Below are 16,555 nucleotides of genomic sequence, written 5' to 3'. Positions count from 1 at the left end.
GGACGGCCGGGCCGGGTTGCGGCAGGATGCGGGCGCATGGACGCCGTACGGGTAGCGCTGCTGCGGGACGTGCTCGCCGGGACCGAGTGGCTGGGGGCCACCCGGCGTTTCGCGGGGGCGCTGCGGGGATCGGTGGTGCCGTACGGGGGCGGGCTGCTGCTGGTGGGCACGGCCGGGTACGAGCCGTGGCATCTGGCGGCCCACCTGGTGGACGAGGCCGCCTGGTCGGGGACGCCGGAGCTGGCGCCGACCCTGGTGCGGCACGACGCGCGTCCGTCGGACCCGGCGCATCTGGCGGTGGGGCTGGGGCGGCTGGCGGCGGCCCGGCGGGGGGAGACGCTGCTGGTGGTGGCGCCCGACGACCCCGGGGCCCCGCTGCTGGAGCGGGTGCACGACGCCCGGCGGGCCGGCGCGACGGTGCTGGCGCTGGGCAGCGGCGAGCGGGAGCTGACGGCCATGGCGCACGAGACGCTGACCGTGCCGGACGGGGCGGAGCTGGACCTGGACACCGTGCAGCACCTGGTCAGCGCGGCGGCGGGGGAGAACGCGGGGCCGCCGCCGCGGGGGCGCCGGCGGTTCCGTGACCGTCTCTCCCGCCTGACCGACCACCTCACGGCTCCGCCGCCGCCCCGCTGGTGACGGCGTGGGGCGTCCGGCGCCCCGCGCGCGGCCGGGGCGGGTCGCGCGGGCCGGCGCCGCCGGGGAAAACCGGTTGCCCCCGGTGTCCGGTCCGTCGACGATGGCCCCTCGTGACCGAAGACTCCCCCGCCCCGGCCGGGCTGCGTGCCCTGTTGCCCGACCTCTCCCCCTGGCGGGCCTCCGCCGACTTCCGGCGGATGTGGCTGGCGGGGCTGATCACGAACTTCGGGAGCTTCCTGACGTTCGTCGCGCTGCCGGTGCAGGTCAAGGAGCTGACGGGGTCGGCGGCGGCCGTCGGCGCGATCGGTGCCGTGGAACTGGTGCCGCTGGTGGTGTTCGGGCTGTACGGCGGGGCGCTCGCCGATGCCTGGGACAAGCGGAAGCTGATCGTGTGGACGGAGGCCGGTCAGGGCCTGCTGTGCGTGATGCTGCTGGTCAACGCGCTGCTGCCGGGCCCGGCCGTGTGGCCGCTGTACGTCGTCGCGGCCCTCACCTCGGCGCTCGGCGCGCTCCAGCGGCCCGCACTGGACTCGCTGGTCCCCCGGATCGTGGCGCACGAGCACCTGCCGGCCGCCGCGTCGCTGAACGCGCTGCGCTGGCAGGTCGGCGGGATCGCCGGTCCCGCGCTGGCCGGTGTCGTGGTGGCGTACGCGGGGGCGGAGTGGGCGTACGGGGTGGACCTCGTCACCTTCGCCGTGTCCGTCCTGCTGGGGGTGCGCCTCGCCGCGTCCCCCGCCTCGCACGACGCGGCGAAGCCGTCCTGGGCGGCGATCGCGGAGGGTGCCCGGTACGCGTGGAACCGCAAGGAGCTGCTGGGCACGTACGCGATCGACCTCGCCGCGATGTTCCTGGCGATGCCGCTGGCCGTGCTGCCGTTCCTGGCGGACGAGCTGGACGCCGAGTGGTCGCTCGGCCTGATGTACGCGGCGATCCCGGCCGGTTCGCTGCTGGTGAGCGTGAGCAGCGGCTGGACGACGCGGGTGCACCGGCACGGGCGGATGGTGGTGCTGGCGGCCGTCGGCTGGGGCGTCGCGATCGCCGCCGCCGGTGTCGCCGGCGACGTGTGGCTGGTGCTGCTGTGCCTCGTCCTGGCCGGTGCCTGCGACATGGTCAGCGGCGTCTTCCGCAGCGCGATGTGGAACCAGACGATCCCGGACGAGCTGCGCGGCCGGCTCGCCGGGATCGAGCTGCTGTCGTACTCGGTGGGCCCGCAGCTGGGTCAGGTCCGGGCCGGCGGCACGGCCGCGCTCGTCGGGGTGCGGGCGTCGGTGTGGTCGGGCGGGCTGCTGTGCGCCGGCGCGGTGGGCCTGCTGGCGCTGTGCCTGCCGACGATGATGACGTACGACGCGCGGACGAACGAGCACGCGGTGCGGCTGCGCGAGAAGCGCGCGGCAGCCGCCGCGCCGGGTGTCTGACCGGTCCTCGTCAGTCCTCGTCCGCGCGTGCGGCCGGGGCGTCGTGCCACTTGGGGTCGTTCTCCCACTCCAGGTTGCGTTCGCGCGCCGTCCGCATCGCCTGTTCGGCCTCCGCCCGGGACGCGTACGGTCCGAAGCGGTCCTTGGCCGGGCACTCCGGGCCCTCCTCGACCTTCTTGTGCTCCAGGCAGTAGTACCACTCGCCCGGCTTGCCGACCGTGCGCTTCTTGAACAGGGCCATGACCAGCTCCTCTCGCCACCGTCATCTTCCCCGACGCCCCCTGGTTAGACTCGCGGCATGTCTGGCCAGTCGCTGCTCGTCCCAGGGGAGCTGTCCCCCACCCGTTCCGTACCCGGAAACATCCGCCGGCCCGAGTACGTCGGCAAACCGGCGCCGACGCCGTACACGGGGCCGGAGGTGCAGACGCCCGAGACGATCGAGGCGATGCGCGTGGCCGGGCGGATCGCGGCGCGGGCGATGGCCGAGGCCGCGAAGCTGATCGCGCCGGGCGTGACCACGGACGAGCTGGACCGGGTCGCGCACGAGTACATGTGCGACCACGGCGCCTACCCCTCGACGCTCGGCTACCGCGGTTTCCCGAAGTCCCTGTGCACCTCCGTCAACGAGGTGATCTGCCACGGCATCCCGGACTCCACGGTGCTGCGCGACGGAGACATCGTCAACCTGGACGTGACGGCGTACATCGGCGGCGTGCACGGCGACAACAACGCGACGTACCTGGTCGGCGACGTGGACGAGGAGAGCCGGCTGCTGGTCGAGCGCACCCGGGAGTCGCTGAACCGTGCGATCAAGGCGGTCAAGCCGGGCCGGCAGATCAACATCATCGGCCGGGTCATCGAGTCGTACGCGAAGCGCTTCGGCTACGGGGTGGTGCGGGACTTCACCGGGCACGGGATCAACTCGTCGTTCCACTCCGGGCTGATCGTCCCGCACTACGACAGCCCGCACGCGACGACCGTCATCCGGCCCGGGATGACCTTCACGATCGAGCCGATGCTGACGCTCGGGACGCACGAGTACGACATGTGGGACGACGGCTGGACGGTCGTGACGCGCGACCGGAAGCGGACCGCCCAGTTCGAGCACACCCTGGTGGTGACCGACACGGGTGCGGAGATCCTCACGCTGCCCTGACCGGTCCGGCCGCCGGCCGTCACCGCTCCAGGCGCACCCGGCCGCCGATCTCGATCCACCCCTCGGGCTGGGGGGCGGTGAGGATCTGGGAGCCGACGCCCTGCGTGATGTTGAGCGCGCGGCCCAGCCGCTCGGTCAGCAGCAGTGCCGCGGCCCCGGTCGCCTCGTCCTCGTCGATGCCGTCGTCGCGGCCGGGGAAGGCCCGCGCCCGGACGCGGCCCGCCGCCTCGTCCTCCCAGGCCCAGGCGTAGACCCACTCCCCCTTGGGCGGCACCGGCAGCGCGTCGACCTCGGCGACGGCGGCGTACTGGCGCAGGGTGCGCGGCGGGGCCCACTCGGGGCGGGCCTCGATCCAGCTGAACTCGCCGTCCTGGCGGGCGCCCACCGTTCCGGCCGGGGTGACGAGTTCGGGCACGTCGAGCAGCCAGGCCGTGCCGACGCAGGGGTGGCCGGCGAACGGCAGGCCCAGGGTCGGGGTGTAGATGTCGATCATCCCGCGCTCGGGGTCGTCCACGAACACGGTCTCGCTGAAGCCGAGTTTGGCGGCGAGCTCCTGCCGCTCGTCCCGTCCGGGCAGCACGGAGCCGTCCCGGACGACGCCGAGCTCGTTGCCGTATCCGCCGTTCGGCGCGCAGAAGACGCGCAGTACGTCGTAGTCAGTCACCGGGGCATTCAAGCATCGCCGGGGCCGGGCCCGCCGCGGAGGCCGGACGGGGACGGTCGGCCGCACCCGGAGGCGCGCGGGTCGCCCCACCACGCCCCTCTTGACCTTCCTTTGACTCTCCCATGAGCACGCCTTTGAGCCACCGTGACCGGTCCGTGCTCCTGCGCCGTCCATGAGATTCGGATCACCGCATCGACGGTTATCCCTTAGGAAAACCTTAGGTACGTTAGGCGAGCCTCACCTTCCCTATGAGGCCCGTCACGCGTACTTTCGGCCATCCTTTGGAGCCCGCATGCGAGCCGTCAGACTCTCCGTCGTCACCGCCGTCGCCACCGCGGCGGCCCTGACCGCCGTGACGGGATGCGCCGAGAAGGGCGATTCGGCCGACGGCGGCCACGTCGTCACCGTCACGGCGACGGACGACGCGTGCGACGTGTCGACGAAGGAGTTCCCGGCCGGGCACGTCGAGCTCGCCATCGAGAACAAGGGGTCCGAGGTCACCGAGGTCTACCTCCTGTTCCCCGACGACCGCGTGGTCACCGAGCGGGAGAACATCGGCCCCGGCACCAAGCAGCGGGTCACCGCCGAGGTGAAGGCCGGCGACTACCGGATCGCCTGCAAGCCGGGCATGAAGGGCAAGGGCATCCGCCAGGACGTCAGGGCCACCGGCGGCAAGGCCGCCGAGCGCGACCCGCGCCTGGACGCGGCCGTGGCCGCCTACCGGCAGTACGTGCAGCAGCAGGCCGACGAGACGCTGCCGAAGGCCGAGGCGTTCGCGAAGGCCGTGCGGGCCGGTGACCTCCAGGCCGCGAAGAAGGCGTACGCGCCCTCCCGCATCGGCTGGGAGCGCACCGAGCCGGTCGCGGAGTCCTTCGGCGACATCGACCCGAAGGTCGACGTCCGCGAGGACGGCCTGGAGGACGGCCAGGACCCGGCGACCGACTGGACCGGCTGGCACCGCCTGGAGAAGGCGCTGTGGCAGGACGGGAAGATCGGCGACCGCGAGAAGGAACTCGCCGGCACGCTGGTCACCGACCTGAAGGACTGGCAGAACCGCGTCGGCACCGCCGACATCACCCCGACCTCCATGGCCAACGGCGCCAAGGAACTCCTCGACGAGGTCGCCACCGGCAAGGTCACCGGCGAGGAGGAGCGCTACTCGCACACCGACCTGGTCGACTTCAAGGCCAACGTCGAGGGCGCCCGGAAGTCGTACGAGCTGCTGAAGCCGGTCGCGAAGGAGAACGACGCGGCGCTGGCGGCGGACCTCGACAAGCGGTTCGCCGCCCTGGACGAGCTGCTCGACCAGTACCGGCCGGGCCCGACGTCGTACGAGTTCACCTCCTACGACAAGGTCGGCAAGGCCGACCGCAAGGAGCTGTCGGACGCGGTCAACGCGCTCGCCGAGCCGCTGTCCAAGCTCGCCGCCGCCGTGGTCGGCAAGTAGCGCCGGGGGACGACGATGACGGACACGGACGGCAGGACGCAGGCGCCCTCGCGCCGGGCGCTGATCGGCTGGGGCGGTGCGGGGCTCGCCCTCGGCGCCGCCGCGGCGGGCGGCGCGATGACGATGGCCCGCACCGGCGACGACGTGGACCCGGCCGGTGCCGACGCGGGCGGCGCGGTCGACTTCCACGGGGCGCACCAGGCGGGCATCGCCACCCCGGTGCAGGACCGGCTGCACTTCGCGGCGTTCGACGTGACCACCGACGACCGCGCCGAGTTCGTCCGGCTGCTGAAGGACTGGACGGCGGCTGCCCGGAGGATGACCGCCGGGCAGCCGGTCGGCGAGGGCGCCTACGGCGGTCTGGCCGAGGCCCCGCCGGACGACACCGGCGAGGCGCTGGGCCTCAAGCCGTCCCGGCTGACGCTCACCGTCGGCTTCGGGCCGTCCCTGTTCGGGAAGTTCGGCCTCGCCGGCCGGCGTCCCGAGGCGCTGGTCGACCTGCCGAAGTTCCCCGGCGACAACCTCGACCGCGGCCGCAGCGGCGGCGACCTGTGCGTCCAGGCCTGCGCGGACGACCCGCAGGTCGCCGTGCACGCGATCCGCCAGCTGGCCCGCATCGGCTTCGGCAAGGTCGTCGTGCGCTGGTCCCAGCTGGGCTTCGGCAAGACGTCCTCGACGACGGCGGACGCGCAGACCCCGCGCAACCTGTTCGGCTTCAAGGACGGCACCCGCAACATCTCCGGCACGGAGACCGAGCGCCTGGACCGGCACGTGTGGGTCGGCGCGAAGGACGGCCCGGACTGGATGACCGGCGGCTCCTACCTCGTCGCCCGGCGCATCCGCATGCACATCGAGACCTGGGACCGCACCTCGCTGCAGGAGCAGGAGGACGTCTTCGGCCGCGACAAGGGCGAGGGCGCCCCGGTCGGCAAGGCCAAGGAGCGCGACGAGCCGTTCCTGAAGGCGATGAAGCCCGACGCGCACGTGCGGCTCGCCCACCCCGACTCCAACGGCGGGGCGACGATCCTGCGCCGCGGCTACTCGTTCACCGACGGCACCGACGGCCTGGGCCGTCTGGACGCGGGCCTGTTCTTCCTCGCCTACCAGCGCGACGTGCGCACCGGCTTCATCCGCGTCCAGCGCAATCTGGCGACGGACGCGCTCAACGAATACATCCAGCACGTGGGTTCGGCGGTCTTCGCGGTCCCGCCCGGCGTCCGTGACGCGGACGACTGGTGGGGCAGCACGCTGTTCGCCAAGGAGGCGTAACCGTGTTCTCCAACTACCTGATCGGACTGCGTGAGGGCCTGGAGGCCTCCCTCGTCGTCTGCATCCTCATCGCCTACCTGGTCAAGACGGGCCGCAGGGACGCGCTGAAGCCGATCTGGGCCGGCATCGGGGTCGCGGTCGCCATCGCGTTCGGCTTCGGCTGCGTCCTCGAATACGGTTCGCAGGAGCTGACGTTCAAGGCGCAGGAGGCCCTCGGCGGCTCGCTGTCGATCGTCGCGGTCGTGCTGGTGACGTGGATGGTGTTCTGGATGCGGCGCACCGCCCGCCACCTGAAGGCGGAGCTGCACGGCAAGCTGGACGCGGCCCTGAGGATGGGCACGGGCGCGCTGGTGGCCACCGCGTTCCTCGCGGTCGGCCGGGAGGGCCTGGAGACCGCCCTGTTCGTGTGGGCGTCGGTGCACGCGGCGAGCGACGGCACCCCGCGCCCGCTGATCGGCGTGGCCCTGGGCCTGGCGACGGCGGTGCTGCTCGGCTGGCTGTTCTACAAGGGCGCGGTGCGCATCGACCTGGCCAAGTTCTTCACCTGGACCGGCGGCATGCTGGTCGTCGTGGCCGCGGGCGTGCTGGCGTACGGCGTGCACGACCTGCAGGAGGCCGACCTGCTGCCGGGCCTGACGAAGCTGGCCTTCGACATCAGCGACACCGTCGATCCGTCGAGCTGGTACGGCACCCTGCTCAAGGGCGTGTTCAACTTCCAGCCCGACCCGACCGTCCTCCAGGTCACGGTGTGGCTGCTGTACCTGGTCCCGGCGCTCGCGCTGTTCCTCGCCCCGGTAGGGTTCGCCTCCGGGAAGGGGAAGGTGAAGGAACCTGATGAGCAGGGATCGCGGCCCTCGAAGGCCCCGCAGGCTTGACCGGAGCGCACTGATAGCGGCCTCGGTGACCGCTTTGTCGTTGTCGGCGAGCGGTTGCGTGGTGGTGCACGGCGAGCGCGAGGTGCTCCCCGCCACCACTCGGGCCGAGGCCGCGAAGGCGCTCCAGCAGTTCACGGACGCGTACAACGAGGCCGACAGGGCCTACGACGGTTCCCTGGACGCCGAGTACACCACCGGCGCCCTCGCCGCCATCGACTCGGCGCGGCTGAAGGCGGGCCGGACCAACAGCCCGGGCGGCAATCCCTCGCACACGCCGCTGGAGCTGACGGACGCGAAGTTCACCATCCCGAAGAAGGCGGGCTGGCCGCGCTGGTTCGTCGCGGACACCAGGGCCAACAAGGGCGGTGAGGCGCGCTGGCTGCTGGTGTTCACCCGCAACGGCCTGGAGGAGACCTGGCAGGTCGCGTACCTGACGCTGGTCGCCCCCGGTGACGTGCCCGAGTTCAAGACCGACGAGGACGGCTGGGCCGAGGCCGTCCCCGCGAACTCCACCGAACTGGCCGCCGTGCCCGCCGGGTTGAGCAAGGCCTACACGACGTACCTGAAGGACGGCGGGAAGACCTTCGCGGACGGTGCGCACACCAGCGCGTGGCGGGAGCTGCGCACGAAGCGGTCGGTCAGGCCGGGGCTGGTCACCCAGTACATCGACGAGCCGCTGACGAACGGCGACTACGCGCCGTTGGCGCTGCGCACGAAGGACGGCGGGGCGATGGTGTTCTTCACCACGCGCCACTTCGAGAAGCAGACGGCCGCGCAGGGCACCTCCGTGCCCACGCCGAACAAGGACGTGCTGGCGCTGACGGACGGCGAGATCAAGCAGTCGCTGACGATGGAGTTCGTCTCCAACGAGGTCGCGCTGGACCCGGCGGGCAGCGGTCAGGTGTCCGTCCTGGGCCGGATCCAGGGCATGACGTCGGCGAAGGGCGAGTAGCGCGCCCTCGCGGCCGGCCCGCGTTCAGCGGCGCAGCGGCCAGGCGGTGCCGGCGGGGTCGCTCTCCTCGCCGACGTGCCGGGCGCAGGCGTCGGTGAGGGTCTCCAGCAGGGTCAGCGGGTCGGGCAGCGGGTGCTCGGGGCCGCGCACCCAGTGCACCGTCCGGTCCTCACCGGGCAGCCGGGCGGGCGGTACGAGCACGTAGGAGCCGCGGCAGTGCCAGCGCAGGCCGGGGTGCTCGTCCATGGTCTCGGGGTGGCAGTCCAGTTCGCACGGCCACCACTCGTCCTCCTGCTCGGGGGTGCCGCGGGTGAGGGTGAAGAACAGCATGCGGCCGTCGTCGCTCCCGGCGACGGGCCCGACCTCGACGCCCGCGTCGAGCAGCCGCCGCAACGCCTCGCGGCCGGCCTCCAGGGGCACGTCGAGGACGTCGTGGACCATGCCGGTCGCGGTGATGAAGTTCGCCTCCGGCTGGTGCCGGGCCCAGCGCTCGACCTGCGACCGGTCGGTGGTGGACTGCGTCTGCCAGGCGAACGACACGGGGTGCCGGGCGGGGGTGGGGCAGCCGACGCGGTCGCAGGAACAGCGGTAGCCGACGGGGTGGGCGGCGGGTGCCAGCGGCAGCCCCGCGGCGGCGGCGGCGAGCAGCAGGGACTCCCGGCCACCGTCACCGGCGGCCTCCTTCGGGCGGCCCTTGCGCAGCCACTGGGAGAGTTTGTCCCGCAGGCCGGGCCGGCCACCGAAGTCCGCGCTCATCTATCCCCTCGCCTCGCCGTCGTGCGCACCAGCATGCCCCATGCTCCCACCAATCGGCGCTTGAGGGGGCGGGAAGGGACAAACCTCACTGGTCAGCGCGGGACGAGGCCGTACAGCGCATAGTCGACGAGCGTGTCGGTGTAGTCGTGGTCGAACGGGGCCGTGCGCTGTAGCCAGCGCTGGGCGAGCGGGGAGACGAAGAGTTCGAGGGCGATGCGCGGATCGATCTCCGGCCGGATCTGGCCGGCGTCCTGGGCGGCGCGCAGCCGGTCGACGTAGAGCTGGAGCGACGGCTCCAGGAGCTTGGCGACGAACTCCCGGCCGAGCTGCTCGTTGACGACGCCCTCCGCGGCGAGGGCGCGCGAGGGCGCCTCGAACTTCGGGTCGGTGAGCTCGTCGACGGTGGCGCGCAGCACGGCCTTGAGGTCGGCGGCGAGGTCGCCGGTGTCCGGGATGGCGTACGCCTCCTGGCCCGCCGCCTGCGCGGACTGCTCGCCGAGGTCGAGGAAGGCCTCCAGCAGGACGTCGGCCTTCGAGGACCACCAGCGGTAGATGGTCTGCTTGCCGACTCCGGCCCGGGCGGCGATGCCCTCGACGGTGGTCCTGGGGTAGCCGACCTCGGCGACGAGCGCGAGGGCGGCGTCGTAGATGGCCCGGCGGGACCTGGTGCTGCGGCGCGTGGCGTCGGGGACCTGGGTGGATTTCTGGGTGGCCATGGCCCGAACTTACCAGTTGACAAGACGGTGCGTCTCGCCTGACAGTGGTGACGACATCAAGCGAGACGAACCGTCTCGTCAATTCGAGTGAAGGGAAGTGAGCCTCCATGACCCGAGGCGGAGCCGGAAACATGCTGGGCGTGGGCGGCGCGCGCCGCACCCTCGGCCGCAAGGCCCTGCGCGGCGGCGACCGGGGCGGCCGGATCGGCGGCGCGCCGGACGCGCGGGCCCAGAAACGGGAACTGCTGCGCAGGCTCCGGGAGAAACGGGAGGAGTCCTGACTAGCGCTCCGCCGCCGGGGGCCACGGGTCGCCCCACTCCGCGTCGCGGGCCGCCTTGTACAGGTCGCCGTGGCGCTTGGTGACCGTCCGGCGGCGGAGCTGCTCGTCGGTCTCGCACAGGTCGAGCAGGACCTGTCCCTTGCGGATCTGCGGGCGCCGGACCACGCGGGAGGCGGCGGGGGCGGCCGGGAAGCGGGCGGCGGCGACGTAGCTGAACTTCTCGTCCTCGTAGGCGAGGGATCCGCCCTTGACCTGGCGGTGCAGGGAGGAACGGCTGACCCGCGCCGCGAAGTGGCACCAGTCCGTGCCGGGGACGATGGGACAGGCGGCGCTGTGCGGGCAGGGCGCGGCGACGTGGAAGCCGGCGGCGATCAGCCGCTGCCGGGCCTCGATGACCCGGGCGTAGCCGTCGGGGGTGCCCGCCTCCACGATCACGACGGCCCGGGCGGCGCCGGCGGCGGCGTCGACGAGGGCGGCACGGTCGGACGGGGCCAGTTCGTTGAGGACGTAGGAGACGGTGACGAGATCGGTGCTCTCGACGGTGAGCGCCGCTCCGATCCGGGAGCGCTGCCAGCGGGTGTCGCGCAGGGCCGGGTGGGCGGCGGCGATCTCCTTGCCGAGGGCGAGCGCGGGCTCGGCCCAGTCGAGCACGGTCACCGGGCGGACGCCGCCCCAGGTGTCGCTGACGGCCCAGGTCGCCGCGCCGGTCCCGCCGCCCACGTCCATGTGGCTCGCGGGCGTCCAGTCGGGCACGGCGTCCGCGAACGCCGCGAGCGCCGACCGCACGGCGGCGAAGGTCGCCGGCATGCGGTACGCGGCGTACGCGACGACGTCCGCGCGGTCCCGCAGGATCGGGGCGTCGGTCGGGGTGTCCCCGCGGTAGTTGGCGATCAGCCGCTCGACGGCCTGCGCGGCCTGGCGGGGCGGGAGCCCGTCGACGAGACCGGCGAGGGCGGTGCGCAGGGTGTCGGCGGGGGTGGCGGGGGCGTTCACCCGGAGATTCTACGGGGCGGAGGGCGCGGGCCCAGGCGCCCCGGCACCGCCGGGGCGCCTCCCGGGCCGTCCGGACACGACGGCCCGCGAGTGCGCGGACCGGCGGCGCGCGGCGGTCAGACCGCCCGCACCGCCTTCGCCACCCGTGTCCCCAGTGTCGCCCGCGGCCCGTTGTCCGGTGGCCGGCGCCGCGGGTGCACCGTGTTGGCGAGCAGCACCGCGAACGTGTCCGTCGCGCGGTCGAGCACCAGCATCGTGCCCGTGAAGCCGGTGTGCCCGGCCGCCCCGCGCCCCGCCAGCTCCCCCATGAACCACGGCTGGTCCAGGGCGAAGCCGAGCCCCGGCTCGGCGAGGAGCAGCTCCACGAAGTCGGGGCCGAGGATGCGCGCGGGCCCGTACGAGCCGCCCGCGAGCAGTGCCCGGCAGAAGACCGCGAGGTCCCGGCCGGTGGAGAACAGCCCCGCGTGTCCGGCCACCCCGCCCAGCGCCCAGGCGTTCTCGTCGTGGACGACGCCCCGCAGCATCCCCCGGTCCGCCTTGGCCCACGGCCGCCGCTGGTCCTCCGTCGCCGCCGCGCCGGGGCACGGCCCGAAGCGCGTCGCCGTCATGCCCAGCGGCCGGGTGATCCCGTCGCGCACGAGGGCGTCGAGGCCGCGCCCGCTGACGCGCTCCAGCACCTTCTGCAGGAGCAGCATGTTCAGGTCGGAGTAGCAGTACGTGCCGGGCACCCCCACCGGTGGTTCGGCACGCAGCCGCCGTAGGCGTTCCTCGTCGTCGGCGCAGTCGTACAGCGGCAGTTCGGGCCGCAGCCCGGAGGTGTGCGTGAGCAGTTGCCGCACGGTGACGCCGTGCGCGGCGGCGCCGCGGAAGTCGGGCAGGTACGCCCCCACCTCCGCGTCGATGCCGAGCGTGCCGCGTTCGATCTGCTGCACGGCGGCGACCGCGGTGAACAGCTTGGTCAGGGACGCCAGGTCGAAGGGCGTGCCGACGGTCGTCGGCACGCGGGAGCCGGCGGGCAGCTCCACGCCGGAGTCGGCGCGCGGATCGTAGGACGCGTACCGCACGGCCCAGCCCGCCGCCTCCTCGACGGCGAGCACGGGCCCGCGGCCCACGGCCACGACGGCGCCCGCCGCCCAGGGCCGCTCGCCGGCCGTGAGGGCGTGCACGTCCTCCACGACACGACGGAGCTGTTCGGGGTCGAGTCCGGCCCGTTCCGGGGTGCCGCGGCGCAGTCTCGGAGCGCTCAGCTCTCCGCCCCCTCCGCGGTCGCACGCCCGGCGAAGGGGCGGCACATGCCCAGGAAGAAGGCCAACGCCACCAGGGACGCGCCCAGTTGGACGACGGCCATCGGCACGGCGGTGTCCTTCCCGGCGATCCCGACCAGCGGCGAGGCGACGGCGCCGATGAGGAAGGAGGACGTGCCGAGCAGCGCCGAGGCGGACCCGGCGGCCTGCTTGACCCGCATCAGCGCGAGCGCCTGCGTGTTGGGCAGGCTGATGCCCATCGCGGACATCAGCACGAACAGCGCGGCGGCGACCGGCGCGAGCCCGGCCTCGCCGAAGACGCCGAGGGACATCAGCAGCAGCGCGGTCGCGGCGACGATGACGACGAGGAGGCCGATGCCCAGCACCCGGTCCAGGCCGACCCGCCCGACGAGGACCTTGCCGTTGATCTGCCCCGCCACGACCAGGCCGATCGAGTTGAGCCCGAACAGCAGGCTGAACGTCTGCGGGGAGGCGCCGTAGATCTCCTGGATGACGAACGGCGAGGCCGCGATGTAGGCGAACAGCGAGGCGAAGGCGAAGCCGCCGGCGAGCATGTACCCGGTGAAGGCCCGGTCGGCGAGCAGGCCGCGCATCGAGCGGAGGGTGTCGCCGATCCCGCCGGCGTGCCGTTCGGCCTCGGGCAGGGTCTCGGGCAGCTTGGCCCACACGACCCCGCCCAGCAGCACCCCGACCACGGTGAGCACGACGAACACGCCCCGCCAGTCCGTCACCCGCAGGATCTGCCCGCCGATGAGCGGTGCGACGACCGGGGCGACGCCGGAGATCAGCATGAGGGTGGAGAAGAAGCGGGCCATGGCCACACCGTCGTACAGGTCGCGCACGACGGCCCGCGCGATGACGATGGCGGCGGCGCCCGCGAGTCCCTGCGCCAGCCGGAAGGCGACCAGCAGTTCGACGGTGGGCGCCAGGGCGCACAGCGCGGTGGCGACGACGTAGAGGGCGAGGCCGGTCAGCAACGGGCGGCGGCGGCCCCACTTGTCGCTCATCGGCCCGACGACGAGCTGGCCGAGGGCCATGCCGGCCAGGCAGGCGGTGAGCGTGAGCTGGACGGTCGCCGCCGGGGCGTGCAGGGACTCGGTGACCTCCGGCAGCGCGGGGAGGTACATGTCCATCGCCAGCGGCGGCGTGGCGGTCAGGCCGCCGAGGACGAGCGTGACGAGCAGACTGGCGCGGCGGGTGCCGCGCGGTGGACGGACGGCCGGTTCCGTGTCCGGTCCGGCCGCCCGGGGCGTGCCGGGTGGTGTGGTGTCCGACGGTGACGCGTGCGGTATGGACGGCCCGCGCTCGGGCATGTGCCCCTCCCTCTTCGACAGATCCGGCACCTATGCTCTCAGCTCGTACGGACTTGTCTGAACGTGAGCGAGGGTGGGGCACGGTGACCGAGCAGAAGGTGCGCTGGGGGATTCTGGCGACCGGGGGGATGGCGGCGACGTTCACGGCGGATCTGGTCGACCTGCCGGACGCGGAGGTCGTGGCGGTCGCCTCACGGACCGAGGCGTCGGCGAAGGCGTTCGCGGAGCGGTTCGGGATACCGCGGGCGTACGGGGACTGGGAGTCGCTGGCCCGCGACGAGGACGTCGACGTGGTGTACGTCGCCACTCCGCACGCGGCGCACCGGGCCGCCGCCGGCCTCTGTCTGGAGGCGGGCCGCAACGTGCTGTGCGAGAAGCCGTTCACGCTGAACGCGCGTGAGGCGGGGGAACTGGTCGCGCTGGCGCGGGAGCGCGGCAGCTTCCTGATGGAAGCGATGTGGATGTACTGCAATCCGATGGTGCGGCGGCTGAAGGCCCTGGTCGACGACGGCGCGATCGGCGAGGTCCGCAGTCTCCAGGCGGACTTCGGACTGGCGGGGCCCTTCCCGCCCGCGCACCGGCTGCGGGACCCGGCACAGGGCGGCGGCGCGCTGCTCGACCTGGGCGTGTACCCGGTGTCGTTCGCGCACCTCCTGCTCGGTGAGCCGTCGGACGTGACGGCGCGGGCGGTGCTCTCGCCGGAGGGCGTCGACCTCCAGACGGGAGCGCTGCTCTCCTACGCGAGCGGCGCTCTCGCCTCGGTGCACTGCTCCATCACCGGCGGTACGCCCAACGCCGCGTCGGTCACCGGTTCGCAGGGCCGCATCGACGTCCCCGACGGCTTCTTCTTCCCGGAGCGCTTCGTGCTGCACCGGGACGGCCGCGACCCCGAGGAGTTCACGGCCGACCCGGCCGACGGCCCCCGGGCCAGCCTCAAGCACGAGGCCCGGGAGGTGATGCGCGCGCTGCGGGCCGGTGAGACCCGCTCGCAGCTGGTCCCGCTCGACGGCACCCTCGCCGTGATGCGGACGCTCGACGCGATCCGGGACCGCGTCGGCGTCCGCTACCCGGGCGAGCACCCCGTCGAGGTGGCCGCGGAGCGTGAGGTCACGCCGGCTTGAGCCCCTGCTCGCCCACCTCCGTCACGAAGGAGGCGGCGGTCGTGAGCGGCGCGCCCTCGGTGGTCACGTGGGACACCGTCTTGAAGTCGGCGCGCGCCAGCTCACGGCCCAGCGACACCGTCGCGTAGCCGCGCAGCCCGTTGTAGAACCGCAGGTGCGGGTTGGCGGCCGTGTAGGCGTCCCAGTTGGACGGCTTCTCGGAGCCGTTGCCGCCGCTGGTGACGGAGGACGTGACGATCTCCGTGCCCAGGGTCCGGGAGTCCGGGTCGGAGAAGTCGCGCTTGATGTCGAAGCCGTAGTGCACGTGCACGTCGCCGGTGAGGACCATCAGGTTCTCGACACCGGCGGCCTGCGCGCCGGCCAGGATCCGTTCGCGGGAGGCCGGGTAGCCGTCCCAGGAGTCCATGGAGACCTTGGCCGGGGTGGCGGTGGAGCTGTACCGGCGGGAGAAGGTGACCTGCTGGGGCACCACGTTCCACACGGCGTCCGACCGGTGCCAGCCGTTGATCAGCCAGCGCTCCTGGGCGTCGCCCGTCAGGGTGCGGCTCGGGTCCTCGGACTCCGGGCCGGGGAACTGCCAGCCGTCGCCGTAGGCCTGGTCGGAGCGGTACTGGCGGGTGTCGAGCACGTCGAACTGGGCGAGCCGGCCCCAGTGCAGACGGCGGTACAGCTTCAGGTCCGGTCCGTCGGGCAGCTGCGGGCGGCGCAGCGGCATGTTCTCCCAGTAGGCCCGGTAGGCGGCGGCCCGGCGCAGCAGGAACTCCTCGGGTGGCACGCTGTTCTCCGGGGTGTCGCCCGCGTAGTTGTTCTCGGTCTCGTGGTCGTCCCAGGTGACGACGAAGGGGTGCGCGGCGTGCGCGGCCCGCAGGTCGGGGTCGGACTTGTAGAGGGCGTACCGCAGGCGGTAGTCCTCCAAGGTCACCGTCTCGTGGTCGAACAGGTCGGGCAGGGTGCCGGCCGGGTAGGCGCGGGAGCCGCCGACGGCGTTGACGGCGTACTCGTAGAGGTAGTCGCCGAGGTGGAAGACGACGTCCACGTCCTCCTCGGCGAGGTGGCGGTAGGCCGTGTAGTAGCCCTGGTCGTAGCGCTGGCAGGAGACCAGGCCGAAGGTGAGCTCGGCGGCCCGGCTGCGGGCCGGGGGCGCGGTGCGGGTGCGGCCGACGGGGCTGACGAAGCGGCCGGCGCGGAAGCGGTAGTAGTAGACGTGGCCGGGGGCGAGGTGGTCGACCTCGACGTGGACGGCGTGGTGGAACTCGGGGTGGGCGGTGGCGGTGCCCCGTCTGACGACGCGGCGGAAGCGTTCGTCGAGGGCGAGTTCCCAGCCGACGGTGACGCGCTTGGCGGGCAGTCCGCTGTCGGCCTGGTAGGGCGTGGGGGCCAGGCGCGTCCACAGCAGGACGGAGCCCGGCAGCGGGTCGCCCGAGGCGACGCCGAGCGTGAAGGGGTCGCCGGTGAGCCGGGCCGGGTCGAGTTCGGCAGCGCTCGCGGTGCCGGCGGCGGGCAGGTTCACGGAGAAGGCGAGCGCCGCGGCGGCGCCGGTGACGGTCAGGAAGCGGCGGCGGCCCAGGTGGCGGGCGGCGGCGCGGAGTTCGGGCGCGTGCGCGGCCCGGTCGGCCCGGTCGGTCCGGGCACGGTTCGGGTCCTGGTGGTTCGCGGGTGTCATCCGTTCCTCCCCTTGCGGTGGGTGCAGGGG

At 73.4% G+C, this 16,555-nt stretch carries 17 protein-coding genes; 9 read left to right on the top strand and 8 right to left on the bottom strand.

All coding sequences use genetic code 11. The features are described from left to right. Window positions 1–36: 36 nt before the first annotated feature. Window positions 37–639, top strand: coding sequence for a hypothetical protein (locus JHAT_RS00925; RefSeq protein WP_077796050.1), 603 nt, complete (start codon window positions 37–39; stop codon window positions 637–639). A gap of 110 nt (window positions 640–749) precedes the next feature. Further along, window positions 750–2,054 (top strand): MFS transporter, encoded by a 1,305-nt coding sequence (locus JHAT_RS00920; RefSeq protein ID WP_077796049.1) that lies wholly within the window; start codon window positions 750–752, stop codon window positions 2,052–2,054. 10 nt (window positions 2,055–2,064) lie between these two features. Here the strand turns inward: JHAT_RS00920 and JHAT_RS00915 are convergent, their stop codons facing one another. Continuing rightward, entirely contained in the window at window positions 2,065–2,295 is a 231-nt protein-coding gene (locus JHAT_RS00915) for a hypothetical protein (RefSeq protein ID WP_077796048.1), read from the bottom strand. A gap of 57 nt (window positions 2,296–2,352) precedes the next feature. Here JHAT_RS00915 and map point away from each other — a divergent pair, with 57 nt between their 5' ends. After that, window positions 2,353–3,210, top strand: a complete 858-nt coding sequence (map, locus tag JHAT_RS00910; RefSeq protein ID WP_077796047.1) for a type I methionyl aminopeptidase — start codon at window positions 2,353–2,355, stop codon at window positions 3,208–3,210. Between the two features lie 19 nt (window positions 3,211–3,229). Here map and JHAT_RS00905 read toward each other — a convergent pair whose 3' ends face one another. Then, complete coding sequence (locus JHAT_RS00905) at window positions 3,230–3,874, bottom strand: PhzF family phenazine biosynthesis protein (protein WP_077796046.1); 645 nt, start codon at window positions 3,872–3,874, stop codon at window positions 3,230–3,232. Window positions 3,875–4,166: 292 nt separating this feature from the next. Between JHAT_RS00905 and efeO the strand changes: the two genes are divergently transcribed. Genes efeO through JHAT_RS00885 form a run of 4 tightly spaced genes read left to right on the top strand, consistent with a single transcriptional unit; the run spans window position 4,167 to window position 8,417 of the window. Beyond that, on the top strand, window positions 4,167–5,321 hold the full coding sequence (gene efeO, locus JHAT_RS00900; protein ID WP_077796045.1) for an iron uptake system protein EfeO: 1,155 nt from the start codon (window positions 4,167–4,169) through the stop codon (window positions 5,319–5,321). 15 nt (window positions 5,322–5,336) lie between these two features. After that, entirely contained in the window at window positions 5,337–6,590 is a 1,254-nt protein-coding gene (gene efeB / locus JHAT_RS00895) for an iron uptake transporter deferrochelatase/peroxidase subunit (RefSeq protein ID WP_077796044.1), read from the top strand. A gap of 2 nt (window positions 6,591–6,592) precedes the next feature. Then, window positions 6,593–7,465, top strand: coding sequence for an iron uptake transporter permease EfeU (gene efeU / locus JHAT_RS00890; protein ID WP_077796043.1), 873 nt, complete (start codon window positions 6,593–6,595; stop codon window positions 7,463–7,465). Beyond that, a complete protein-coding gene (locus tag JHAT_RS00885; RefSeq protein WP_171990683.1) occupies window positions 7,425–8,417 on the top strand; it encodes a hypothetical protein in 993 nt (330 codons plus the stop codon). The genes efeU and JHAT_RS00885 overlap by 41 nt, the downstream gene beginning before the upstream one ends. A 24-nt stretch (window positions 8,418–8,441) precedes the next feature. Here JHAT_RS00885 and JHAT_RS00880 read toward each other — a convergent pair whose 3' ends face one another. Then, complete coding sequence (locus JHAT_RS00880; RefSeq protein ID WP_077796042.1) at window positions 8,442–9,173, bottom strand: bifunctional DNA primase/polymerase; 732 nt, start codon at window positions 9,171–9,173, stop codon at window positions 8,442–8,444. 92 nt (window positions 9,174–9,265) lie between these two features. After that, a complete protein-coding gene (locus JHAT_RS00875; protein WP_077796041.1) occupies window positions 9,266–9,889 on the bottom strand; it encodes a TetR/AcrR family transcriptional regulator in 624 nt (207 codons plus the stop codon). Window positions 9,890–9,996: 107 nt separating this feature from the next. Between JHAT_RS00875 and JHAT_RS34490 the strand changes: the two genes are divergently transcribed. After that, on the top strand, window positions 9,997–10,170 hold the full coding sequence (locus tag JHAT_RS34490; RefSeq protein WP_171990682.1) for a DUF6243 family protein: 174 nt from the start codon (window positions 9,997–9,999) through the stop codon (window positions 10,168–10,170). Here JHAT_RS34490 and JHAT_RS00870 read toward each other — a convergent pair whose 3' ends face one another. The 3 genes from JHAT_RS00870 to JHAT_RS00860 form a co-directional block, all read right to left on the bottom strand. After that, complete coding sequence (locus JHAT_RS00870) at window positions 10,171–11,163, bottom strand: small ribosomal subunit Rsm22 family protein (RefSeq protein ID WP_077796040.1); 993 nt, start codon at window positions 11,161–11,163, stop codon at window positions 10,171–10,173. A 116-nt stretch (window positions 11,164–11,279) separates the two neighbouring features. Further along, window positions 11,280–12,455 (bottom strand): serine hydrolase, encoded by a 1,176-nt coding sequence (locus JHAT_RS00865; protein ID WP_171990681.1) that lies wholly within the window; start codon window positions 12,453–12,455, stop codon window positions 11,280–11,282. Continuing rightward, entirely contained in the window at window positions 12,407–13,741 is a 1,335-nt protein-coding gene (locus tag JHAT_RS00860; protein ID WP_077796039.1) for a multidrug effflux MFS transporter, read from the bottom strand. Before JHAT_RS00860 ends, JHAT_RS00865 begins: the two co-directional genes overlap by 49 nt. An 83-nt stretch (window positions 13,742–13,824) precedes the next feature. Between JHAT_RS00860 and JHAT_RS00855 the strand changes: the two genes are divergently transcribed. Next, a complete protein-coding gene (locus JHAT_RS00855) occupies window positions 13,825–14,862 on the top strand; it encodes a Gfo/Idh/MocA family protein (protein WP_171990680.1) in 1,038 nt (345 codons plus the stop codon). On the opposite strand, the gene JHAT_RS00850 is transcribed toward JHAT_RS00855, so the two are convergent. Further along, window positions 14,849–16,525: an alkaline phosphatase gene (locus JHAT_RS00850; protein ID WP_077796037.1), complete on the bottom strand. Its 1,677-nt coding sequence runs from the start codon at window positions 16,523–16,525 to the stop codon at window positions 14,849–14,851. The genes JHAT_RS00855 and JHAT_RS00850 overlap by 14 nt on opposite strands. Window positions 16,526–16,555 lie beyond the last annotated feature (30 nt).

It is taken from the genome of Streptomyces sp. JHA26 (assembly GCF_002005565.1).
Lineage (GTDB): Bacteria > Actinomycetota > Actinomycetes > Streptomycetales > Streptomycetaceae > Streptomyces.
Note: the sequence above shows the minus strand (reverse complement) of the source record. Positions and strands in the feature narration are given on the sequence as shown.

Bases quoted from the DNA above. Each gene is read 5' to 3' on its own strand.
- JHAT_RS00880 (WP_077796042.1), bottom strand. From the start codon at position 9,173: ATGAGCGCGGACTTCGGTGGCCGGCCCGGCCTGCGGGACAAACTCTCC.
- efeO (WP_077796045.1), top strand. From the start codon at position 4,167: ATGCGAGCCGTCAGACTCTCCGTCGTCACCGCCGTCGCCACCGCGGCG.
- efeB (WP_077796044.1), top strand. From the start codon at position 5,337: ATGACGGACACGGACGGCAGGACGCAGGCGCCCTCGCGCCGGGCGCTG.
- JHAT_RS34490 (WP_171990682.1), top strand. From the start codon at position 9,997: ATGACCCGAGGCGGAGCCGGAAACATGCTGGGCGTGGGCGGCGCGCGC.
- JHAT_RS00915 (WP_077796048.1), bottom strand. From the start codon at position 2,295: ATGGCCCTGTTCAAGAAGCGCACGGTCGGCAAGCCGGGCGAGTGGTAC.
- JHAT_RS00925 (WP_077796050.1), top strand. From the start codon at position 37: ATGGACGCCGTACGGGTAGCGCTGCTGCGGGACGTGCTCGCCGGGACC.
- JHAT_RS00875 (WP_077796041.1), bottom strand. From the start codon at position 9,889: ATGGCCACCCAGAAATCCACCCAGGTCCCCGACGCCACGCGCCGCAGC.
- JHAT_RS00860 (WP_077796039.1), bottom strand. From the start codon at position 13,741: ATGCCCGAGCGCGGGCCGTCCATACCGCACGCGTCACCGTCGGACACC.
- map (WP_077796047.1), top strand. From the start codon at position 2,353: ATGTCTGGCCAGTCGCTGCTCGTCCCAGGGGAGCTGTCCCCCACCCGT.
- JHAT_RS00850 (WP_077796037.1), bottom strand. From the start codon at position 16,525: ATGACACCCGCGAACCACCAGGACCCGAACCGTGCCCGGACCGACCGG.
- JHAT_RS00885 (WP_171990683.1), top strand. From the start codon at position 7,425: ATGAGCAGGGATCGCGGCCCTCGAAGGCCCCGCAGGCTTGACCGGAGC.